20 protein-coding genes are annotated in these 22,110 nt (G+C 66.8%); 10 read left to right on the plus strand and 10 right to left on the minus strand.

What is annotated here, in order from left to right; translation table 11 throughout:
• Nucleotides 1-30: 30 nt before the first annotated feature.
• From RPC_RS01590 to RPC_RS01600, 3 genes are all read right to left on the minus strand, one after another.
• Nucleotides 31-2,304 carry a response regulator gene (locus RPC_RS01590; RefSeq protein WP_011470798.1) on the minus strand — a complete coding sequence of 758 codons (2,274 nt, stop codon included), beginning with the start codon at nucleotides 2,302-2,304 and terminating at the stop codon, nucleotides 31-33.
• A gap of 161 nt (nucleotides 2,305-2,465) precedes the next feature.
• Nucleotides 2,466-2,942 carry a hypothetical protein gene (locus RPC_RS01595; protein ID WP_041801261.1) on the minus strand — a complete coding sequence of 159 codons (477 nt, stop codon included), beginning with the start codon at nucleotides 2,940-2,942 and terminating at the stop codon, nucleotides 2,466-2,468.
• Nucleotides 2,943-3,561: 619 nt separating this feature from the next.
• Nucleotides 3,562-5,100 (minus strand): YifB family Mg chelatase-like AAA ATPase, encoded by a 1,539-nt coding sequence (locus tag RPC_RS01600; RefSeq protein ID WP_011470800.1) that lies wholly within the window; start codon nucleotides 5,098-5,100, stop codon nucleotides 3,562-3,564.
• 243 nt (nucleotides 5,101-5,343) lie between these two features.
• Between RPC_RS01600 and RPC_RS01605 the strand changes: the two genes are divergently transcribed.
• Nucleotides 5,344-6,351 (plus strand): diguanylate cyclase domain-containing protein, encoded by a 1,008-nt coding sequence (locus tag RPC_RS01605; protein ID WP_415914786.1) that lies wholly within the window; start codon nucleotides 5,344-5,346, stop codon nucleotides 6,349-6,351.
• A 4-nt stretch (nucleotides 6,352-6,355) separates the two neighbouring features.
• On the opposite strand, the gene gshB is transcribed toward RPC_RS01605, so the two are convergent.
• From gshB to rsmI, 3 genes are read right to left on the minus strand one after another with little or no spacing between them, the layout of a single operon-like run.
• Nucleotides 6,356-7,297: a glutathione synthase gene (gene gshB, locus RPC_RS01610; RefSeq protein ID WP_011470802.1), complete on the minus strand. Its 942-nt coding sequence runs from the start codon at nucleotides 7,295-7,297 to the stop codon at nucleotides 6,356-6,358.
• A 44-nt stretch (nucleotides 7,298-7,341) separates the two neighbouring features.
• On the minus strand, nucleotides 7,342-7,749 hold the full coding sequence (locus RPC_RS01615) for a YraN family protein (protein WP_011470803.1): 408 nt from the start codon (nucleotides 7,747-7,749) through the stop codon (nucleotides 7,342-7,344).
• Nucleotides 7,736-8,689, minus strand: a complete 954-nt coding sequence (rsmI, locus tag RPC_RS01620) for a 16S rRNA (cytidine(1402)-2'-O)-methyltransferase (protein ID WP_011470804.1) — start codon at nucleotides 8,687-8,689, stop codon at nucleotides 7,736-7,738. Before rsmI ends, RPC_RS01615 begins: the two co-directional genes overlap by 14 nt.
• A 167-nt stretch (nucleotides 8,690-8,856) precedes the next feature.
• Between rsmI and RPC_RS01625 the strand changes: the two genes are divergently transcribed.
• On the plus strand, nucleotides 8,857-10,059 hold the full coding sequence (locus RPC_RS01625) for a penicillin-binding protein activator (RefSeq protein WP_011470805.1): 1,203 nt from the start codon (nucleotides 8,857-8,859) through the stop codon (nucleotides 10,057-10,059).
• Nucleotides 10,060-10,221: 162 nt separating this feature from the next.
• Here the strand turns inward: RPC_RS01625 and hemW are convergent, their stop codons facing one another.
• From hemW to rph, 3 genes are read right to left on the minus strand one after another with little or no spacing between them, the layout of a single operon-like run.
• Nucleotides 10,222-11,382, minus strand: a complete 1,161-nt coding sequence (gene hemW / locus RPC_RS01630) for a radical SAM family heme chaperone HemW (protein WP_011470806.1) — start codon at nucleotides 11,380-11,382, stop codon at nucleotides 10,222-10,224.
• Nucleotides 11,369-12,004 carry an RdgB/HAM1 family non-canonical purine NTP pyrophosphatase gene (gene rdgB, locus RPC_RS01635; RefSeq protein WP_011470807.1) on the minus strand — a complete coding sequence of 212 codons (636 nt, stop codon included), beginning with the start codon at nucleotides 12,002-12,004 and terminating at the stop codon, nucleotides 11,369-11,371. The genes hemW and rdgB overlap by 14 nt, the downstream gene beginning before the upstream one ends.
• Before the next feature lie 41 nt (nucleotides 12,005-12,045).
• Nucleotides 12,046-12,765: a ribonuclease PH gene (gene rph / locus RPC_RS01640; protein ID WP_011470808.1), complete on the minus strand. Its 720-nt coding sequence runs from the start codon at nucleotides 12,763-12,765 to the stop codon at nucleotides 12,046-12,048.
• A 146-nt stretch (nucleotides 12,766-12,911) separates the two neighbouring features.
• On the opposite strand from rph, the gene hrcA reads away from it, so the two are divergent.
• The gene (hrcA, locus tag RPC_RS01645) at nucleotides 12,912-14,000 is read left to right on the plus strand and encodes a heat-inducible transcriptional repressor HrcA (protein WP_011470809.1); all 1,089 of its coding nucleotides are present in this window, start codon (nucleotides 12,912-12,914) and stop codon (nucleotides 13,998-14,000) included.
• A gap of 106 nt (nucleotides 14,001-14,106) precedes the next feature.
• Complete coding sequence (grpE, locus tag RPC_RS01650) at nucleotides 14,107-14,721, plus strand: nucleotide exchange factor GrpE (RefSeq protein WP_041802304.1); 615 nt, start codon at nucleotides 14,107-14,109, stop codon at nucleotides 14,719-14,721.
• A 145-nt stretch (nucleotides 14,722-14,866) separates the two neighbouring features.
• Here grpE and RPC_RS01655 read toward each other — a convergent pair whose 3' ends face one another.
• Nucleotides 14,867-15,814, minus strand: coding sequence for a hypothetical protein (locus RPC_RS01655; RefSeq protein ID WP_011470811.1), 948 nt, complete (start codon nucleotides 15,812-15,814; stop codon nucleotides 14,867-14,869).
• A 409-nt stretch (nucleotides 15,815-16,223) separates the two neighbouring features.
• Here RPC_RS01655 and dnaK point away from each other — a divergent pair, with 409 nt between their 5' ends.
• From dnaK to RPC_RS01685, 6 genes are all read left to right on the plus strand, one after another.
• Entirely contained in the window at nucleotides 16,224-18,122 is a 1,899-nt protein-coding gene (gene dnaK / locus RPC_RS01660) for a molecular chaperone DnaK (RefSeq protein ID WP_011470812.1), read from the plus strand.
• Between the two features lie 180 nt (nucleotides 18,123-18,302).
• Nucleotides 18,303-19,442 carry a molecular chaperone DnaJ gene (gene dnaJ, locus RPC_RS01665; RefSeq protein ID WP_011470813.1) on the plus strand — a complete coding sequence of 380 codons (1,140 nt, stop codon included), beginning with the start codon at nucleotides 18,303-18,305 and terminating at the stop codon, nucleotides 19,440-19,442.
• An 87-nt stretch (nucleotides 19,443-19,529) separates the two neighbouring features.
• A complete protein-coding gene (locus RPC_RS01670; RefSeq protein WP_011470814.1) occupies nucleotides 19,530-20,132 on the plus strand; it encodes a class I SAM-dependent methyltransferase in 603 nt (200 codons plus the stop codon).
• 90 nt (nucleotides 20,133-20,222) lie between these two features.
• Nucleotides 20,223-20,801, plus strand: a complete 579-nt coding sequence (locus RPC_RS01675; RefSeq protein ID WP_041801263.1) for an NADPH-dependent FMN reductase — start codon at nucleotides 20,223-20,225, stop codon at nucleotides 20,799-20,801.
• A 21-nt stretch (nucleotides 20,802-20,822) separates the two neighbouring features.
• The gene (pyrF, locus tag RPC_RS01680; RefSeq protein WP_011470816.1) at nucleotides 20,823-21,530 is read left to right on the plus strand and encodes an orotidine-5'-phosphate decarboxylase; all 708 of its coding nucleotides are present in this window, start codon (nucleotides 20,823-20,825) and stop codon (nucleotides 21,528-21,530) included.
• A 14-nt stretch (nucleotides 21,531-21,544) separates the two neighbouring features.
• Entirely contained in the window at nucleotides 21,545-21,847 is a 303-nt protein-coding gene (locus tag RPC_RS01685) for a DUF1330 domain-containing protein (RefSeq protein WP_011470817.1), read from the plus strand.
• The last annotated feature ends 263 nt before the right edge of the window (nucleotides 21,848-22,110 follow it).

A 22,110-nucleotide genomic window follows, 5' to 3' on the forward strand; every position in this document is an offset into this window, starting at 1 on the left:
CGCAGCCATCCGCCCAACTGATCGTTCGCGTCAGGCCGCCAGATACCGCGAGGCCTGCATACTGGCCAACGCTTCGGTGAGTTTGTCGCGATCCAGCGGCTTGACCAGGAACCCGTCCATGCCGGCCTCGAAACAGGCATAACGGTCTTCCACCAGCGTATTGGCGGTGAGCGCCAGGATCGGGGTGCGCCGGGCGCGGTGGCCGGCCTCGTGGGCGCGGATCCGCTTGGTGGTTTCGATGCCGTCGAGATGCGGCATCTGGATGTCCATCAGCACCAAGTCATAGGCAGCGCCGGCGGAGTCCGCGGCGAGCCAGGATTCCAGCGCCTGTTCGCCGTCGCTGGTGATCACGGCGCGGTGGCCGAGCTTGCTCAACAGCGAGCGCATCAACAGCGCGTTGATCTCGTTGTCTTCCGCCACCAAAATCGACAGCCCTTGCGGCGCCGGCTTGACCGGGCGGGTTGCCGCATCGGTTGCAGGATCTTGGGCCGGTTCGGCGAGATCGTCGTCGGCGATGCCCGGCGAAACAACGTCCGGCAAGCCCAGCCGCGCCGCCAAGGAGGCGGCGCGCAGCGGCTTCACCAGATAGCCGGTGAGTCCGGATGCCGCGGTGTCGCGCAGTTCATGGCGTTCCGCCGGCGTCAGCATCACGATGCGTTGCGCGGCGTGCGGCCGTGCGGCTTCCGCCAGCGATGCAACGTCGTCGGTGCCGATCGCCCGATCGATCAGGATCGCCTGCCAGGCGCGCTCCGGCAGCAAGGCTTGCGCGACCTCGCGATCGGCCAGTACGCAGGTCTGTGCGCCCCAGCGCTGCAGCCGCCGCGCGATCAGCGAGGCGGCGATGGTTTGCGGCGCCACCAGCATGATCGCCTGGCCGGACAGATCCGGCGCGGTGACGCTGGCGGTCGCGCCGCCGGCTGCGGTCGCAGCGGCGGCGAGCGGGACGACGAATTCGAAGGTCGAGCCGGTGCCTTGCGCGCTGTGCAAGGTGATCTGCCCGCCCATCCGTTTGACGATGCGGTCGCTGATGCTGAGCCCGAGCCCGGTGCCGCCATAGTTGCGAGCGATGAGTTCGTCGGCCTGTTCGAATTCCCGGAAGATCCGCGCCTGGGCCTCCGGCGCGATGCCGATGCCGGTGTCGCGCACCATGAAGCGGATCTCGCCGGGCATGGCGCCGGGCTCGACGATCAGCGCGACGCCGCCGGTGGCGGTGAATTTGATGGCGTTGCCGGCGAGATTGAGCAGCACCTGGCGCAGCCGCGCCGCGTCGCCGATCACTTCGGCCGGCAGCCGCTCGTCGACGTCGGCGGCGATTTCGAGGTGCCGCGCTTGCGCCCGCGGCGCCAGCAATTCGGTGATGTCCTCGATCAGCGCCGACAGCGCAAACGGCCGGTTCTCCAGGTCGATCTTGCCGGCTTCGATCTTGGAGTAATCCAACAGCTCCTCGATCAGCGAAGCCAAAGCATCGCCGGAGGTCTTCACCGCCCGGGCGTAGGTGGCCTGTTCGGGGGTGAGATGGGTGTCGAGCAGCAAGCCGCTCATGCCGATGATGCCGTTCAACGGGGTGCGGATCTCGTGCGACGCCATCGCCAGGAAGCGCGACTTGGCGCGGTTGGCGGTGTCGGCGATGTCGCGCGCCTCGGCCAGCGCGCGTTCGGTCTCGGCGCGCGCGGTGACGTCGCGGCCGACGCATTGGGTTTCCGCGGGCCGGCCGGAGTCGTTGCGCACGATTCCCTCGCGCCAGGCGATCCAGCGCGGACCGTGCGCCGTCGCGACTTTCTGGTCGTAAGTTCGGGTGCCGTTAGGCTCGGTGATGACCTCGCTTTGTTCGAGCACATCGAGCGTGTCCGGGCTGCCGATCAGCGCTGCCGACGCGCGCCCGGCCAATTCGCAGTACGCATCGTTGACGAAACCGATACGGCCCTCGGCGTCGCGCAGCACGATCAGATCGCTTTGCGATTCGAACAGGCTGCGGGCGCGGTATTCGGCCTCCTGCAGTTCCCAGTTGCGGTCGGCGAGCGCGTCATTGTGCAAAGCGAGCAGTCGCAATTCATGCCGCGCGGCGCGCAGCTTGATGCTCGGGATGGCGAACAGCACGCAGCCGAGCCCGACCAGCAAACTGCCGGCGAACGCCACGGCGTGCGGGTGATAGCCGGCGAGTTCCACGCGACTGCCGACGATCAATCCGTAGGCGGCGCCGAATGCCGCAGCGAAGATCATGGCGACCCGGCCGGCGAGCTTGCGCCATGGGGCTCGCCGCGCAGTGCCGTCCGGCGCCAGGTTCAGATCAAGAGTTCCACTCACCAGTCCACCCGTCCTGCTCTCGATGCCTCGCGGCCGTGCTCCGGTGCGGTCTCTCACCCGAACCGGACCGATGTCCGAACCGACGATGCCGAGACAACGTTGCTAAGAGCTTGAAATGCCGGGCGTCGAACATCGCCGCTGGGAACACGGTTGACCGCTGCTTAAGAGCCACCGTCCAGCGCGGCGACCAGATGCGCCGGCGCGGCGTTGGCGCCGACGATCAGCGCCGCGGCCTCGCGTTCGCTGACGCGGCTGGAGCGGACGAAGATCCGGTAGTCGGCATCGCGGTCGCGCGACAAGTGAATCACCGGATCGGCGCCGGACGGCGTCGGCGTGATCGCGATCAAGCGCGGGCTTTCGCCGCGCTCGCAGCCGGCCGGCTCGGCGGCGTCGATGTCGTCGACTACGGTGAAATCGGCTTGCTCCGGCGCGTCGACGATCTGCACCCGCACGCTGGCGCGGCTGGCGTCGTCGGTGAAGCTGACATGAAGACCGGCCTGCCAGGGCGTCGGGGCGAGTTGCGCGGCGCCATCGCCGAGCGCGATGCAGGGCCGCGGGCCGGGGCTCAATTCGCCGCCGGCGAACACGCCGACCAGCAATAGCGGGATGGTGGAGGCGAGAATTCCGAAACGCAACATGATACGCACTCGCTCGGCGGCCCCGACAAAATGGAGCTATGGTTGGCGAAGCGTAAACGAAAGTCGTTACCAGGCGGTTACGCAGGTGATGATCTGCAACTGCAACGCGCTGCAGGCGCCAAGACCGCCGGAGGTCTTGTTAGTTGAGCGTCTGGTCGCGCATCGGCAGCGCCGCCCTGCGAACGCGACACGACCGATCGGCGCCGAGGCCGCCAAACCGAAAACAACGCCGTCATTCCGGGGCGCGAGAGCGACAGCTCGAGCGAACCCGGAATCTCGCAACAGGTGGCGGCGCTATAAGGTGCGAGTGCGCGCGGTGTCATTCCGGGTTCGCTAGCCAAAGGCTGGCGCTTCGGAATGAGCCGGCGTTTGAGAGCGCATCAACGAAAGCTCTCGGCTACGCTCACCAGCCCAGGCCTGGTGTCCCGGACGCCGAGCAGCGCTCTTGCGCTGCGACGCGAGCCGGGACCGTTACGAAGTGCCGCGTTCCGTAACGGCCCCGGCTCTGCAGCGCATCACGCGCAAGAGCGGCGCGACGCACCGCGTCCGGGGCACGCATCTTGGGGCGACACTCGCCGTTCGGCTTGCGTCGGGTATGCCAGGATGGTGCCGTCAACGGTCACGCGGCGCGGCGCAGGTCTTCCGCCAGTGCGCGGTACGACAAGGCCTCGGCGAGATGCAGCCGGCCGATGGTTTCGGCGCCGTCGAGGTCGGCCAGCGTGCGGGCGACCCGCAGCACGCGGTGATAGCCGCGCGCCGACAGACGCATCGATTCGGCGGCGTCGCGCAGCAGCGCGGCCCCCGAAGAATCCGGCCGCGCGATCTTTTCCAGCACCGCGGCCGGCGCCTCGGCATTGGTGCGAACCTGCGGCAGCCCGGCCGCGGCGTAGCGTTGGCGTTGGATGTCGCGGGCGGCGGCGACGCGGGCGGCGACCTCGGCGGAGCCTTCGCTGGGCGGCGGCAGGATCAGGTCGGCGGCGGTCACCGCCGGCACCTCGATGCGCAGGTCGATGCGGTCCATCAACGGACCGGAAATTCGCGATTGATAGTCGGCGGTACAGCGGTCGAGCCGGCCGCGCTTGCAGGAGAAGCCGGGATCGTAAGCATGGCCGCAGCGGCACGGGTTCATCGCGCCGACCAGCATGAACCGCGCCGGATAGGTGACGCGGTGGTTGGCGCGCGACACCGCGACCTCGCCGTTCTCCATCGGCGCGCGCAGCGAATCCAGCACCCGGGCGTCGAACTCCGGCAATTCGTCGAGAAACAGCACGCCCTGATGCGCCAGCGAGATTTCGCCGGGCTTGGCGCGGATGCCGCCGCCGGTCAGGGCCGCCATCGAGGCGGAATGATGCGGCGCGCGGAACGGCCGCCGCGCGGTCAGGGCGCCGTCGCGGATCTCGCCGGCGACGGACGCAATCATCGAGACTTCGAGGAGTTCGGACGGCGACAACGGCGGCAGGATCGACGGCAGCCGCGCCGCCAGCATCGACTTGCCGGCGCCGGGCGCCCCGATCATCAGAAGGTGGTGCCCGCCGGCCGCGGCTATCTCCAGCGCGCGCTTGGCGCTTTCCTGGCCCTTGATGTCGCGCAAATCGAGCAGCGAGGCGGGCGCTTCGTGCACCTTCGGCTGCGGTCGGCTCAGCAGTTGTGTGCCCTTGAAATGATTGGCGATCTGGATCAGCGAGTTGGCCGCGATGATCTGGATGTCGGGGCTGGCCCAGGCCGCCTCGGAGCCGCAGGCGGCGGGACAGATCAAGCCCTCGTCGCGGGAGTTGGCGCCGATCGCCGCCGGCAGCACGCCCGCCACCGGGGCGATCGAGCCGTCGAGCCCCAATTCGCCGAGCACGGTGAAGCCGGCCAATGCGTCGGCGGGAATCGCGCCGATCGCCGCCATCAATCCCAGCGCGATCGGCAGATCGTAATGGCTGCCTTCCTTGGGCAGATCGGCCGGCGCCAGGTTGACGGTGATGCGCCGCGCCGGCAGCGCCAGGCCCGACGCGATCAGCGCCGAACGCACCCGCTCGCGGGCTTCCGACACCGCCTTGTCGGGCAGCCCGACCAGATAGAACGCCGGCAGCCCGGGCGCGACCTGCACCTGCACGTCGACCGCTCTCGCCTCGATCCCTTCGAACGCGACGGTGGTTACCCGCTGCACCATGGCCCTGCTCCTCGCGTGCAAAGCTAGCGCAGGACACGCAATCCGACAAGAACATTCGAAGAACATAGAAGTCGACGGTGCATTGCTGCCAAGCGGTTGGTTTGTCGGGCGATACGACGCCGTTGCGGCAGTAATTCGTTAAGAGGCTTATGCAAATCCTGTGCAGATGGCACACCAAGATGTCCGCAGTTGAAGATCATGCCCCTTCATCGTCTCCAGCCTACGGCATCGAGCGCTGCCGAAATGACCGCGGCTCTGCAATCCCAGGTCGACGCGCAGGCAGCGCTGATCCGGGAGCTGAGCGCGTCGCTCGCCCATAGCCGGAAAATCTTCGATCGCTCCTCGGCCGCGGCCCGGATCGGCGTCTGGGAATGCACGCTGCCCGACGAGTCGCTGTCGTGGACCGATGTGGTCTACGATCTTTTCGACCTGCCGCGCGGCGCGGTGCTCAATCGCCGCCAGCTGCTGGACTGCTATCCAGAAGAATCGGCCCGAGCGTTGCACCGACTGCGCAGCAGCGCCATCGAACAGCTCAGCGGCTTCAGCCTTGATACCGAGATCGTCACCGTCAAGGGCAACCGGCGCTGGATCCGGATCACCGCGACGGTGGAGTCCGAGGACGGCGTTGCGGTGCGCATCTTCGGCATCAAGCAGGACATCACCGACGAGAAAATTCTCGCCGACCGCACCCGCTACCTCGCCGAATTCGACGTCGTCACCGGGCTCGCCAACCGCGGCCGGTTTCAATCGACGCTGGCGCAGCTCGACGAGGCGGCCGACGCCCGACCGTTCGGTGCGCTGCTGTTGGTCGACCTCGACGAGTTCAAGGCGGTCAATGATTGCTTCGGTCACGCCGCCGGCGACGAATGCCTGAAGCAGGCTGGACAACGCATCAGCAAGGCCTGCGGCGACGCCAGGCTGGTGGCGCGGTTCGGCGGCGATGAATTCGCCGTGCTGCTGGGATCTCACCAGCGGTTCGCGGAGATTTCCGAGATCGCCCGCAGCATCATCGAAGAGATGCGTCGTCCGATCGTCTTCCATGGCCACGAGCTGCAGCTTGGTGCCTCCGTCGGCGTTGCCCTGGTCGATGGCTGCACGGCGTCGCAACTTTTTGTCATGGCCGACAAGGCGCTCTATGCGGCGAAAGAGGCCGGCCGCGGCACGTTCCGGATTCACAAGCCCGGAACGGGCGGGCGAACGGCGGCCGTGACGCGACCGCCGGGCGGACCGCGCCGGATCCTGCGCGGCTGAACGCTCAGCCGCGCTTTTTCTCGATCACGTCCCAGATTCGCGCCGCGACGTCCGGCCCGCCGAGCTTGGCGATGGCGCGGATTCCCGTGGGAGATGTGACGTTGATCTCGGTGAGGTGGCCGTCGATCACGTCGATGCCGACGAACAGCAATCCGCGCTGCCGCAGATGCGGCCCCAGCCGCTCGCAGATTTCGCGTTCGCGTTCGGTCAGGTCGGTGGCCCGTGCAGCGCCGCCGCGTACCATGTTGGAACGCAGATCGTCCTCCGCCGGCACGCGGTTGACCGCGCCGGCGAATTCGCCGTCGACCAGGATGATGCGCTTGTCGCCGTGCTTCACCTCGGGGAGGAAGCGCTGGATCACCCAGGGCTCGCGGAACGTCACCGAGAACATGTCGAACAGCGAGCCGAAATTCATGTCCTGCGGCAGCACCCGAAACACCGCGGCGCCGCCATGGCCGTGCAGCGGCTTCATCACCACCGCGCCGTGCTCGGCGCGAAACGAATTGATCTCGGCGAGATTGCGCGAGATCAGCGTCGGCGGCATCAGGTCGGCGAAGTCCATCACGAACAGCTTTTCCGGGGCGTTGCGCACGCTCGCCGGATCGTTGACCACCAGCGTGTCGGGATGGATGCGCTCGAGGAAATGCGTGTTGGTGATGTAGGCGAGGTCGAATGGCGGATCCTGCCGCAACAGCACCACGTCGAAGTCGCGCATGTTCTTGCGCTGCGCTTCGCCGAGCGTGAAGTGATCGCCGGGCTGATCGCGCACGCTGAGCGACTGCACCGAGCCGACCAGATCGTTGCCGCGCAGCGATAATTGGTCGGGCGTGTAGTAGCTCAGGGTATGTCCGCGCTGTTGCGCTTCGAGCAGCAGCGCGAAAGTGGAGTCGCCGCGGATGTTGATGCGGGCGATCGGGTCCATCTGGACGGCGACGTTCAAGGTCATAGGCAGAATTCCGGTTTCGTGGAGGTGGGATGAAGGCGCGGGCCTTAGGGGCTGGCGTCGAACGCCGCCGGCAGGTGCCGAGGCAAAGATTTCGGCGCGATCAGCACGGCGTCGAAGCGCAGCTCAAAGTCGGCGTGTTCGGGATGCGCCATCAGCCAGGCCTGCGCGGCGTCGATGATGCGTTGTTGCTGACGCGGCGTCACCGCATAGGCGGCGTCGTCGAGCTTGGCGCGGGCTTTGACTTCGACGAAGGCCAGAAGATTGCGCCGCCGCGCCACCAGGTCGATCTCGCCGTAGGGCGTGCGAAAGCGCCGCGCCACGATGCGATAGCCCTTGGCGATCAGATAGGCGGCGGCGCGGGCCTCGGCCGAGATGCCGGTGCGAAACGCCGCCACCCGCTCCGGCGCGGCCGCGTGCGGCGCCGGCGAGCGCGCGTCGCTACTCTTCGCCATGGTCGGAGGCACCCTGTTTCGCCAATTCCAACGCCCGCGCATAGATCTCGCGGCGGTGCCGGCCCGACACTTCGACCGCCTGCGCCACCGCGTCCTTGACGCTGCCCTGCTGCAGCGCGCTGCGCAACAAGTCGTCGAGATCCTGCGCCGCCATCAGCTGGGCGTCGGCCGCGGGCGGGCCGATCACCAGCACGAATTCGCCGCGGGTCTCCAGCGCGCCGGCGCTCGCGGCCAATTCCGCGACCGGGGCGCGGCGCACCTCCTCGTGCAGCTTGGTCAGTTCGCGGCAGATCGCGGCGTCGCGCGTGCCCATCACCTGCGCCATGTCCTGCAAGGTGTCCTCGACCCGGTTGCCGGATTCGAACAGCACCAGCGTGGCATCGATTCGTGACAGTTCGGCGAGCCGGGCGCGCCGCGCCATCTGCTTCGACGGCAGAAACCCCTCGAAGAAGAACCGGTCGGTCGGCAGCGCCGCCACCGCCAGCGCGGTCAGCACCGAGGACGGGCCGGGCAGCGCGAACACGTTGAAGCCGGCGGCAGTGACCTCGCGCACCAGCTTGAAGCCGGGATCGGAGATCAACGGCGTGCCGGCATCCGACACCAGCGCGATCGAACAGCCCTGCGCCAGCTTCTCCAAGATCTTCGGTCGCGCCTGCGCGGCGTTGTGCTCGTGATATTGTTTCAGCGAGGCATGGATATTGTAGCGCTCGGTCAGCCGCCGGGTGATTCGGGTGTCCTCGCAGGCGATGATGTCGACGCCGGCCAGGGTTTCCAGCGCGCGCAGCGTGATGTCGCCGAGATTGCCGATCGGGGTGGCGACCAGATGCAGCCCGGGCACCGCCCGCGACGCGCTGACCAATTGACCGGCGATGGCGAAGCTGCGCTGTTTCGGCGCGGTGGGATCGGACTGGGTGTCTGAGGAACCTGGAGTTACGTGCATGGCGGCAATCTAAGAGGAAATCGGCAAAAGCCCACAGGGAATTGCGCTCGCTCACGCCTCAGCATAAACCTTTTGTTTTACTTAACCATTCGCGGACAATATGGCTGAATCCGTCCTGCGTCCGGAGTTCGTCCGGGCCGACGAAGTCGGTCAGTGGAAGAAATGCTATGGCGGGACCGCGCGATCCAACTAGGCCGGGACACACCCGACGCAACGCGGTGGGGCTGATCCTCGGCGCGCCGCTTTTGTCCGCCTGCGCCGGCGTGCAGCAATCGCTGACCGGGCCGTTTTCCTCGACGACCCCGCAGCCGGGTTCCGCTGGCCCGGCGCAACAGCCGGCCGCGGTCGGCACCGGCCAGGTCAAGGTCGGGCTGATCCTGCCATTGTCGGCGCCCGGCAATGCCGGCGTCGCGGCGCAATCGATGAAGAACGCCGCCGAATTGGCGCTGGCGGAATTCCAGAATCCCAACATCCAGCTCCTGATCAAGGACGACGCCGGCAATCCGCAGGGCGCCCAGGCCGGCACCCAGCAGGCGCTCGACGAGGGCGCGGAAATCATCTTGGGGCCGTTGTTCGCGCTGGCGGTGCCGGCCACCGCGCAGCTGGCGCGGGCCCGCGGGGTCTCGGTGATCGCGTTCTCCACCGATTCCAGCGTCGCCGGCCGCGGCGTCTATCTGTTGAGCTTTCTGCCGGAATCCGACGTCGTGCGGATCGTCGATTACGCCGCCTCCACCGGCAAAAGGTCGTTCGCAGCCCTGCTGCCGGAAAACGCCTACGGCAATGTGGTCGAGGCCGCCTTCAAGCAGGCGGTCGGCCGCAAGGGCGGCCGCATCGTGGCGTTCGAACGCTACGGCACCGATCGCGCCACCCCGGCGCGCACCGTCGCCGCGGCGCTCGGCGGCGCCGACGCGTTGTTCTTGGCCGACGACGGCGAGGCGCTGGTCGGCGTGGCCGACGCGTTGACCGCTGCGGGGGCTGATCTCAAGCGCGTGCAACTGCTCGGCACCGGGCTGTGGGACAACCCGCGGGTGTTCGGCAACGCCGCGCTGCAGGGCGGGCTCTATGCCGCGCCGGATCCGTCGGGCTTCCGCGCCTTCTCCGCGCGCTACCGCACCAGATACGGCGCCGATCCGGTGCGCACAGCGACGCTGGCCTACGACGCGGTGGCGCTGGTGGCGGCCTTGGCGCGCACCCAGGGCGCGCAGCGGTTCTCGCCCGAGGTGCTGACCAATCCGTCGGGCTTTGCCGGCATCGACGGGCTGTTTCGTTTCCGCGCCGACGGCAGCAACGAGCGCGGCCTCGCGGTGATGCGAGTCGGCTCCGGCGGCAGCCAGCCGGCGGCCGGTTCGCCGAAGAGTTTTGGCGCCTGAGGTATTTCGAGCGTGCCCCGGACGCAGTGCAACGCGCCGCTCTTGCGGCGTGGTGCGCTGCAGAGCCGGGGCCGTTACGACGGCAGCGCTTGAGACGGTCCCGGCTCGCATCGCAGCGCAAGCGCGCTGCTCGCGTCCGGGACACAATGCCTCATGGAAAGCTCAGGCCGCCAGATCCGCCACCACCGCGTCGAGCAGCGGAAATCCCGACAGCGTGACGCGCAGCCGGCCATTTGGATCGACCACGATGGCGCCCTCTTCGCGCAGCACCGCGATCCGCGCCGGATCGAGCGCGCGGCCGGACAATGCCTGATAGCGCGTGGGGTCGATGCCCTCGGCGAGCCGCAGTCCCATCAGCAGGAATTCGTCGGCGCGCTCTTCGCTGTTGAGCCGGTCGTCGACCACCACGCCGTGGCCGCAGGCCTCGACCCGCATCAGCCAGGCTTCCGGCCGCTTCTCGGTGGCGATGGCGTGACGGATGCCGTTGATGTCGAGCCGGCCGTGGGCGCCGGGGCCGATCCCGGCATATTCCTGGCCGCGCCAATACAACAGATTGTGCCGGCACTCGGCGCCCGCGCGGGCGTGGTTGGAAATCTCGTAGGACGGCAATCCATGCGCGGCGCAGACTTCCTGCGTCACGTCGTACAGCGCCCGCGCGGTCGCCTCGTCGGGGGTCTGCAATTTGCCGGCGGCGTGCAGCCCGAAGAACGGCGTGTCGGCTTCGATGGTGAGTTGATACAGCGACAGGTGTTCGGCGGCCTCTCCGATTGCCTTTTGCAATTCCGCCTGCCACATCGCCGGGGTCTGGCCGGGCCGGGCATAGATCAGGTCGAACGAGTAGCGCTCGAAGATCGACCGCGCGATCGCGACCGCCTCCATCGCTTCCTGAGCGGTGTGCAGCCGGCCGAGCGTTTTCAGCGACAGATCGTCGAGCGCCTGCACGCCGAGCGACACCCGGTTGACGCCGGCGGCACGATAGCCGCGGAATCGCGTGGCCTCGACGCTGGTCGGATTGGCCTCCATCGAGATTTCGACGTCGGCGGCGACGTTCCAATGCTTACCGATCGCCTCCAGAATGCCGCCGACGGTTGCGGGCTGCATCAATGACGGCGTGCCGCCGCCGAGGAAGATCGAGGTGACCTCGCGCCCCGGCGTGCGCTCCGCGGTGGTTTCGATCTCGCGGACGAAGGCGCGCAGGTAGCGTTCCTGGTCGATCGCGACATGGCGGACATGGCTGTTGAAATCGCAATACGGGCATTTCGACAGGCAGAACGGCCAGTGGATATAGACGCCGAACGCCGGGTCGCGGTCAGCGCGGGTCAAGGCAGATCTCCGCGAGTTTGACGAAGGCGCGGGCGCGATGCGACAGCCCGAGGCCGAGCGGCGGCAGCCCGTGTTTTTCGACGCTGGTCATTTCGCCGAAGGTGCGGACATGGCCCTCGGGCAGGAACGCCGGGTCGTAGCCGAACCCGGCGGTGCCGCGCGGCGGCCAGACCAGCGTGCCGTCCGCCCTCGCTTCGACCTCTTCGAGATGGCCGTCCGGCCAGGCGACGCACAAGGCCGAGACGAAATGCGCCTTGCGCTGGTCCGATGTGGTGGCGCCGCGCTCCTGCAACAGCCGCTCGATCCGCGTCATCGCCGAGGTGAAGTCCTTGCCCTCGCCGGCCCAGCGCGCGGAAAAAATTCCCGGCGCGCCGTCGAGCGCCTCCACCACCAGCCCGGAATCGTCCGCAAAAGCCGGCAGTTGCGCGGCGTTGGCTGCGGCGATCGCCTTGATCCTGGCATTGGCGCGAAAGCTGTCGCCGGTCTCGTCGGGTTCGGCCAGTTTCAGTTCGCCGGCCGACACCGCCGCGATGCCATAAGGCGCCAGCAGTTCCCGCATCTCGGCGAGCTTGCCGGGATTATGGGTCGCGATCACGAGTTGGCCGGTGATTCGACGGTGCATGGTGCGAATCTACGCCAGACGCCGGCGTGGCGGGAGATTGTTCACGCCACCGCCATTTTCTGCAGGTCGACCAGCCGGGCGACGCCCTTTTTGGCCAGCGCCATCAGCGCCAGGAACTCGTCCTGCGAAAACGGCGTCTTCTCCGCGGTGCCCTGCACCTCGATGATGCGGCCATCGCCGGTCATGACGAAATTGGCGTCGGTGTCGGCTTCGGAATCCTCGGCGTAATCCAGGTCGAGCACCGGGGTGCCGTTGTAGATGCCGCAGGAAATCGCCGCCACGTTGTCGCGCAGCACCGGGGCGGTGCCCTTGAACATGTTGCGGGTTTTCATCCAGCCGATGCAGTCGGCCAAGGCGACCCAAGCGCCGGTGATCGAGGCGGTGCGGGTGCCGCCGTCGGCCTGGATGACGTCGCAGTCGACGGTGATCTGGCGCTCGCCGAGCGCCTGCAGGTCGACCGTGGCGCGCAGCGAGCGGCCGATCAGACGCTGGATTTCCACGGTGCGGCCGTTCTGCTTGCCGGCGGAGGCCTCGCGGCGGGTGCGTTCCAGCGTGGCGCGCGGCAGCATGCCGTATTCGGCGGTGACCCAGCCGCGGCCCTGGCCCTTCAGCCATGGCGGCAGCCGATCTTCCAGCGTGGCGGTGACCAGCACGTGGGTGTCGCCGAATTTCACCATGCAGGAGCCTTCGGCATATTTGACCACGCCGCGTTCCAGCGACACGGCGCGCAGTTCATCCGGCGCACGACGGCTTGGCCGCATGGGAAAATCCTCCAACAAAATCGGGAAATGGCCTGGCTTGCGTGCTTTTAGGGGCGGCGGGGCGCAGCGGCAAGGGCGTTGGCCGCGGATGCCGCTTGTAACTCGCCTCTGGCATCGACAAATTAGAGGGTCCGAGGAGGACTTCTTTGGCTCACCACGATCCGATCGGCCTGATTGCGCCAAATGCCGGCCTGGCCCAGCTCAACGAGCGCTCGCGGGAGATCTTCCGCCAGATCGTCGAAAGCTACCTTGCGACCGGCGAGCCGGTGGGCTCGCGCAACATCTCGCGGTTGATCACGGTGCCGCTGTCGCCGGCCTCGGTGCGCAATGTGATGTCGGATCTGGAGCAGCTCGGGCTGATCTACGCGCCGCACACCTCGGCCGGCCGGCTGCCGACCGAACTCGGGCTGCGGTTTTTCGTCGACGCCTTGATGCAGGTCGGCGACCTGACCGAGCCGGAACGGCAGTCGATCCAGGCCCAGCTCGCCTCCGTCGGCCGCGCCCAATCGGTCGAAGCCGCGCTCGGCGAAGCCTTGACCCGGCTGTCCGGCCTGACCCGTGCCGCCGCGGTGGTGCTGACCGCGAAATCCAATGCCCGGCTGAAACATATCGAATTCGTTCGCCTGGAGCCGGAGCGGGCGCTGGTGGTGTTGGTGTCCGAAGACGGCCAGGTCGAGAACCGGGTGCTGACGCTCGCCGCAGGCGTGCCGTCCTCGGCGTTGATCGAGGCCTCGAATTTCCTCAACGCCCGGATCCGCGGCCGCACCTTGGCGGAGGCGCGGCTGGAGCTGGAAACCGCGCTGAGCCAGGATCGCGCCGAACTCGATCAGCTCACGCAAAAAGTCATTTCGGCGGGGATCGCCAGCTGGTCCGGCGGCGCCAATGACGATCGCCAGTTGATCGTGCGCGGCCACGCCAATCTGCTGGAGGATCTGCACGCGCTCGACGACCTCGAGCGGGTGCGGCTGTTATTCGACGACCTGGAGACCAAGCGCGGCGTCATCGATCTGCTCGGCCGCGCCGAAAGCGCCGAGGGCGTGCGGATCTTCATCGGCTCGGAGAACAAATTGTTCTCGCTGTCGGGCTCCTCCACCATCATCGCGCCCTATAGCGACGGCGCCGGCCACATTGTCGGCGTGCTCGGCGTGATCGGGCCGACGCGGCTGAATTATGCCCGCGTGATCCCGATGGTCGACTATGCGGCGCGTGTGGTCAGCCAGATGCTGGGCGGCTAACGCTGCGCGCGAGGCTGCGGTTACGCTTGATTTTCACGCCGCAAACCACGATATCCCGCGCAGCACAATCCCCCACTTCCAAGACGACTTTACAGAAGGCAGCATGATGACCGATCCCAACGGACCGAAGGACACTCCGGCGCAGCCGGCGCAAGCCGCCGAACCGGTGGTTTCCAAGCCCTACATCATGCCCGACGATCCCGAGGTGGGATCGACCGAGGCGCTCGCCAAGGAAGCCGCGGAATCCCGCGACAAGATGTTGCGGACGCTGGCGGAAATGGAAAATCTGCGCAAGCGCACGGCGCGCGAAGTGGCCGACGCCCGGACCTACGGCATCGCCGGCTTCGCCCGTGACGTGCTCGATATTGCGGATAATTTGCAGCGCGCGCTGGACGCGGTTCCGGCCGATGCCCGCGCCACCGCCGAGCCGGGCCTCAAGGCGCTGATCGAAGGCGTCGAATTGACCGAGCGTTCGATGCTCAATGCGCTGGAGAAAAACGGCGTCAAGAAATTCGATCCGATCGGCGAGAAGTTCGATCCGAATTTCCAGCAGGCGATGTACGAAGTGCCGGATTCTTCGGTCGCCGCCGGCACCGTCGTGCAGGTGGTGCAAGCCGGCTTCACGCTCGGCGATCGCGTGCTGCGCCCGGCGCTGGTCGCGGTGTCGAAGGGCGGCGCCAAGGCCAATTCGTCCGCTAACGACAGCGCCTCGTCGGACTGATCCGCTTCGAAAATATCAGGGTCGTCATCCCGGGGCGTGAGCAGCTTTAGCTGCGAACGAGCCCGGGATCCATAACCCCTGCAGGGAATATGAATTCCGGACGTGCTCGTTCTTCGAACTCGCAATCCGGAATGACGGCCGCGTTTCAGCGCGCCTGCATGCCGTCGCGCACCGCGCGGAAGCGGGGAAATGCTTTCGGCCATTGATCGCGCGGCGCGCTGGCGATGATTCGCATCGCCACATTGCCTGAGCCGAACCGCAGCCACTGCACCACCGTTACCGGCGTATTGGCCTTGCCGGAGACGGCGTCGATCCTTGTCTCGAAGCCCGCCGCGCCGTCGATTCGCACCGGCTCCGACATGGTGATCCGGCCGTCGCGTAATCCGGGGATGATGCCGGCGGCCTGCTGGGCGAAGCGGCCGCGGTCGTCGGGCTTCTCCGGCGCCGAGCCGATCAGCCCGATGACCATGAACGGCGCCGCCTCGATGCCGGCGTCGTCGGAGGCGTCGGCCAGCAGCAGCGCGGCGCCGGGCGCCAGCGTCCGCACCATCTTGAAGGCGCTGAGGTCGTTGAGTTTGAACGGCATCAAGGCCAATTGCTCGTCGACCGGCACCTCGGGACGCACCGTTACCGAAGTGAACATCCGGCGGATGTCGTCGTCGGACAGGCTCTTGGCGCTGGCCTCCGCGACCTGCACGGCGACGTAGCCGGAAAAGCCGCTGCCCGGCACGATCAGCGAGTAGCGCCGCACACTGTCGGCGCCGTCCTTGGCCTTCTCGATGGTGTAGTAGCCTTTGCCGGCGGTGGTCTGCAGGTTTTCCGGCTTGATGCCGCCGACGCCCTCCGGGGTCGCCTTGAAGGCGGCTTCGACTTCGCCATAGGCGGCGGGCGGCAATTCGGCGAGCAGCACCTTGACGCCGTGATCGGCCGACTCGAAGCCGACAAAGCTCGGCGACGCGGTCAGGCCGTCGAGCGGAACGATCCCGACCCGGATCCCGCGCGGATACACGGGATCGGCGGCGGCGGCCGGAGCGGCTGCGCCCACGGCAGCGGTGAGCAGGACGGCGGCAAACAAGCGTTGAATAAGCATCATGAAAAATCTACTGCGGTTGCATTGAGGCCGTTCGATGGTGGGAACGGCGGCCCCGGTGCGCTGCGTCAGGTTGCGAATTTTGACCATCCGACCCGGAGGATCAACCGAATTCGCCCGCGGCGAGTTGGCGCCCTCGCGCCGGTCGCCGCCCGCCGGCCGCGCGGCGCTCCTGACTTTAGGATAAAGCCCGCCGGCTACTCACAGAAGCCCGGCCGCGATCCGGCGACACGATCTTCCAAAACGCGGCGTTTTCCTGGGCCAAGCTTGCGTCCGGTCCTTGCAGCCCTCACCCCCCCTCCTATATGAGGCTGACCGCCGCAATATCGCGAGCAATTCAATATTTGGGGGTTCGGATTGGTGCGCCGTCAGGGCCCAGCCAACCTGCCGCAAAAAGAAGGATATGAGCACCATGGGAAAGGTCATTGGGATCGATCTCGGCACCACCAACTCGTGCGTCGCCGTCATGGATGGCAAGGCGCCGAAAGTTATCGAGAATGCCGAGGGCATGCGCACCACCCCCTCGATCGTCGCGTTCAGCGATGACGGCGAGCGGCTGGTCGGTCAGCCGGCGAAGCGCCAGGCGGTGACCAATCCCGAGCGCACCTTCTTCGCGGTGAAGCGCCTGGTCGGTCGTCGCTACGATGACCCGATGGTCGAGAAGGACAAGAAGCTCGTCCCCTACAAGATCGTCAAAGCCTCCAACGGCGACGCCTGGGTCGAAGCCGACGCCAAGACCTATTCGCCCTCGCAGGTCTCGGCCTTCATCCTGCAGAAGATGAAGGAGACCGCGGAAGCCCATCTCGGCGCCAAGGTCGATCAGGCGGTGATCACCGTCCCCGCTTATTTCAACGACGCGCAACGTCAGGCCACCAAGGACGCCGGCAAGATCGCCGGCCTTGAAGTGCTGCGCATCATCAACGAGCCGACCGCGGCCGCGCTGGCCTACGGCCTCGACAAAGCGAAGGCCGGCGTCATCGCGGTGTACGATCTCGGCGGCGGCACCTTCGACGTTTCGATCCTGGAGATCGGCGACGGCGTGTTCGAAGTGAAGTCGACCAACGGCGACACGTTCTTGGGCGGCGAAGATTTCGACATGCGGCTGGTCAGCTACCTGGCCGACGAATTCCAGAAGGAGCAGGGCATCAACCTGCGCAACGACAAGCTGGCGCTGCAGCGGCTGAAGGAAGCCGCCGAAAAGGCCAAGATCGAATTGTCGTCGACCACCCAGACCGAAATCAACCTGCCGTTCATCACCGCGGATCAGTCCGGTCCGAAGCATCTGACCATGAAGCTGACCCGCGCCAAGTTCGAAGCGCTGGTCGACGATCTGGTGCAGAAGACCATCGAGCCGTGCCGCAAGGCGCTGAAGGACGCCGGCCTCACCGCCGGTGAAATCGGCGAAGTGGTGCTGGTCGGCGGCATGACCCGGATGCCCAAGGTGCAGGAAGTCGTCAAGCAGCTGTTCGGCAAGGAGCCGCACAAGGGCGTCAACCCGGATGAAGTCGTCGCCATCGGCGCCGCGATCCAGGCCGGCGTGCTGCAGGGCGACGTCAAGGACGTGCTGCTGCTCGACGTCACCCCGCTGTCGCTGGGCATCGAGACGCTGGGCGGCGTGTTCACCCGCATCATCGAGCGCAACACCACGATCCCGACCAAGAAGAGCCAGGTGTTCTCGACCGCCGAAGACAACCAGAATGCGGTCACCATCCGGGTGTTCCAGGGCGAGCGCGAAATGGCCGCCGATAATAAGATCTTGGGCCAGTTCGATCTGATGGGGATTCCGCCGTCGCCGCGCGGCATGCCGCAGATCGAAGTCACCTTCGACATCGACGCCAACGGCATCGTCAACGTCTCGGCCAGGGACAAGGCCACCGGCAAGGAACAGCAGATCCGCATCCAGGCCTCGGGCGGGTTGTCCGAAGCCGACATCAACAAGATGGTCAAGGACGCCGAGATCAACGCCGCGGAAGACAAGAAGCGGCGCGAGGCGGTGGATGCCAAGAACCACGCCGATGCGCTGGTTCACACCACCGAGAAGGCGTTGGCCGAACACGGCGCCAAGGTCGAAGAGGGCGAACGCCGCGCCATCGAGGACGCGCTGGGCGATCTGCGCGAAGCCCTGAAGGGCGACGACGCCGAAGCCATCAAGGCGAAGTCCAACACGCTGGCGCAGGCTTCGATGAAGCTCGGCGAAGCGATGTATAAGCAGCAGGCCGAGGCCGACGCCGCCAAGGACGCCGCCAAGGACGACGTGGTCGACGCCGAATTCACCGAAGTCGACGACGACAAGCCCAAGAAGTCGGCGTGATGCTGTCATGAACGTGGCCCCCACCCTCGGAAGCGCGGAGCGCGTCTGAACGGTCGGGGGCCATTTTCTTTTGGGGGCCGGCCGATCGGGCCGGCGGTATTTAAGTTCTGCGTTGCATCCTTACGGCGCGTTCTCTCGGACGCTCTCGGGATCAGGACAAACTTCAGGCGGAATTGACGGATGTCCACCACCAAGCGCTGCTATTACGAAACCCTCGAAGTCGATCGGAGCGCCGACGATTCCAGTCTGAAAGCGGCGTTTCGCAAGCTGGCGATGAAATGGCACCCGGACCGCAATCCCGGCGACGCCAGCAGCGAATCCCGCTTCAAGGAAATCAACGAAGCCTATGAAGTGTTGAAGGACGGCGACAAGCGCGCCGCCTATGACCGCTACGGCCACGCCGCCTTCGAGCAAGGCGGCGCCGGCGGCCCGGGCTTCGGCGCCGGCTTCGCCTCGTCGTTCTCGGATATTTTCGAAGACCTGTTCGGCATGGCCGGGCAGCGCGGCGGCCGCGGCACCGGCCGCGAGCGCGGCGCCGACCTGCGCTACAATATGGAAATCACCCTCGAGGACGCCTTCGTCGGCAAGACCGCGCAGATCGAAATCCCGGTTTCGGTGACCTGCGAATCCTGTTCCGGCACCGGCGCCAAGGCCGGCACCAAGCCGAAGACCTGTTCGATGTGCGGCGGCGCCGGCCGGGTGCGTCAGGCGCAAGGCTTCTTCACGCTGGAACGCACTTGCCCCGGCTGTCAGGGCCGCGGCCAGACCATCGAAGATCCGTGTCCGGCCTGCTCCGGCGCCGGCCGCATCGAGCGCGAGCGCACGCTGTCGGTCAACATTCCGCAAGGCGTCGAAGACGGCACGCGGATCCGGCTCGCCGGCGAGGGCGAGGCCGGTCTACGCGGCGGTCCTCCCGGCGACCTCTACATTTTCCTGTCGCTGGCCAGCCACGAATTCTTCCAGCGCGACGGCGCCGATCTGCATTGCCGGGTCCCGATTTCGATGGTCGCCGCGGCGCTCGGCGGTGAGATCGAAGTGCCGACCATCGACAAGGGGAAATCGAAGGTCAAGGTGCCGTCGGGCACGCAGTCGGGTCGGCGCTTTCGCATCGCGGCGAAGGGCATGCCGGTACTACGCTCCCGGCAAACCGGCGACATGTACGTCCAGGTTGTGGTGGAGACCCCGCAGAACCTCACCAAGCGGCAACAAGAGCTGCTGGCCGAGTTCGAAAAATTATCTTCCGGCGCCACGCAACCGGAGGCCGCTGGTTTCTTTACCAAGGTCAAGGACTTCTTCGGTACGCGCGGAGCAGCTAGCTGACCGTTTGGCTTGACCGCTAGGGATGCTACCTATACGTCTTGTAACAGAAATTTGACACTCATTGATCCGGCCCGCCTGGTAGCCAAAATGGCTCTGCAATCTTCCGTGCGTGCGTTGAAAAAGCCGGCCCGTCTCGACGACGAGGTCCGTTTTCTCCGCTCCTGGATCGAAAAACCTCTCCATATGGGCGCGGTGATGCCGTCGGGCAAAGTGCTCGCCCGCACCATGGCGAACTATGTGGAGATCGATTCCGATGATCCGGTGATCGAACTCGGGCCGGGCACCGGCGCCATCACCCACGCGCTGATCGAGCACGGCGTCGACCAGAAGCGGCTGGTGCTGGTCGAATACAATCCGAGCTTTTGCGCGCTGCTGCGCGAGCGTTATCCGCAGGCCACCGTGGTGCAGGGCGATGCCTATCGGCTGCGCGATTCGCTGTGGAAGATCCTCAAAGCTCCGGCCGCCGCGGTGGTGTCCGGGCTGCCGCTGGTCACCAAGCCGATGCTGACCCGGCTGCGGCTGATCCGCGACTCGTTCGCGCTGCTGGCGCCTGGCGCGCCGTTCGTGCAGTTCACCTATTCGGTGGCGCCGCCGATTCCGAAATCCTTGCCGGGAGTCGCCACCGAGGCTTCGGAGCGGATCTGGATGAACATTCCGCCGGCGCGGGTTTGGGTGTATCGCAAGGGTTGATCTCGAGCGGCATCCCGGTTTTCGGATAAGATGCTGCACGTTCGAGACCGGCGCTGCCGCCGGTCGGCCCGTTACAACGCGATCGGAAGCATGTCGGCGGTCAAGATCCTCGTCATTCCCGGCTCGTTGCGCACCGGCTCGCTGAATGCGCGGCTGGCCGCCGCCGCGATCGACGAATTCGTCCGTGCCGACGTCGACGTCACCCGGCTCTCGCTCGCCGACTATCCGTTGCCGATCTACGACGCCGACCTCGAGGCCACGTCGGGCGTGCCGAAGCCGGCGGTCGATCTGAAGCGGATGCTCGGCGCGCATCGCGGCGTGCTCTTGGTCAGCCCGGAATACAATTCCGCGCCGCCGCCGTTATTGAAGAACGCCATCGACTGGGTGTCGCGGGTCAAGGACCCGCACGAAACCCAAGGCCAGGTATTTCGCGAGCGCGCTTTCGCGCTGGCCTCGGCCTCCGAGGGCCGGCTCGGCGGCACGCGCTGTCTGGCGGCGCTGCGGCTGATCCTCAGCGGCTGCCGCGCCACCGTAATTCCCAATCAGCTGGCGCTGTCGTTCGCCGACCAGGCCTATGACGAGACCGACCGGCTGAAACATCCCGCCGATATCGAGGCGCTGCGCGGCCTGGTGCGGCAGTTGATCGACTTCGCCCAACAGATGAAGTGAGCCCCCGGAAGTGAGCCCCCAATGAGTGAGAAGCTTGCCGCGCGCGATCGTATGATCGTGGCGCTGGATCTGCCGAGCGTCGAGGCCGCCGAGGCGATGATCGCAAGGCTCGGCGATAGCGCGAGTTTTTACAAGATCGGCTACCAATTGGCCTATGCGGGCGGGCTGTCGATGGTCGGCCGGCTCGCCGACGCCGGCAAGAAGGTGTTCGTCGATCTCAAGCTGCACGACATCGGCAACACCGTCGGGCGAGGGGTGGAGAGCTTGAGCGCGCTCGGCGCCACCTTTCTCACCGTGCACGCCTATCCGCAGACCATGAAAGCCGCGGTCGAAGCGCGCGGCGATTCGGGGCTGAAGATTCTCGCCGTTACCGTGCTGACCTCCTATGACGATTCCGATCTGCAGGAGGCCGGCTACCGGCTCGGGGTGCGCGAACTGGTCGAGCAGCGCGCCCGCCAGGCGCAGGCGATCGGCATCGACGGCCTGGTCTGCTCGCCCGAAGAGGCGGCGCATCTGCGCGGCATCGTCGGCCGCAACATCGCTCTGGTGACGCCCGGGATTCGCCCGGCCGGGGCCGCGGCGGGCGACCAGAAGCGGATCATGACGCCCGCGCGCGCCATCGCCGCCGGCGCGGATTATCTGGTGGTCGGCCGGCCGATCGTCGAGGCGGCCGATCCCAAGGCCGCCGCCTCAGCCATCGTCGAAGAAATCGCAACCGCAACGGCTTGAGTGGGAATACGGCAATGGCAAAAGGCTACTGGATCGCGCGCGTCGAGGTCGCCAACATGGACGGCTACAAGGAATACGTCGCGCAGAACGGCGCGGTGTTCAACAAATACGGCGCCAAATTCCTGGTCCGGGCCGGCAGGTATGAAAACCCGGAAGGCTCGTCGCGCTCGCGCAACGTGGTGCTCGAATTCAAGGACTACGACACCGCCCTGGCCTGTTACCACTCGCCGGAATATCAGCGCCTGGTCGCCATCCGCAAGCCGCATGGCGAGAACGACCTGGTGATCGTCGAAGGCTATGACGGCCCGCAGCCGTAGCTGGATGCGCTCAAGCCGTCATCCTGGTGTCCCGGACGCGGAGCGGCGCTCTTGCGCTGTTTCGCGAGCCGGGACCGTTCCAACCGCTACGTTTCGTGACGGCCCCGGCTCGCAGCGCTGCACGCCGGAAGACGGCGCGCCGCGCTGCGTCCGGGGCACGCCTCCAGTCAGTCCTGCGAACGCCTCCTCGCCATCAGGACATCCCGCTTCGGTTGCCGGGCCGGCTTGCCCCGGCTATACCGCGCCTGAATTCGAGGGCCGCG

It is taken from the genome of Rhodopseudomonas palustris BisB18 (assembly GCF_000013745.1).
GTDB classification, from domain to species: Bacteria; Pseudomonadota; Alphaproteobacteria; order Rhizobiales; family Xanthobacteraceae; genus Rhodopseudomonas_A; species Rhodopseudomonas_A palustris_F.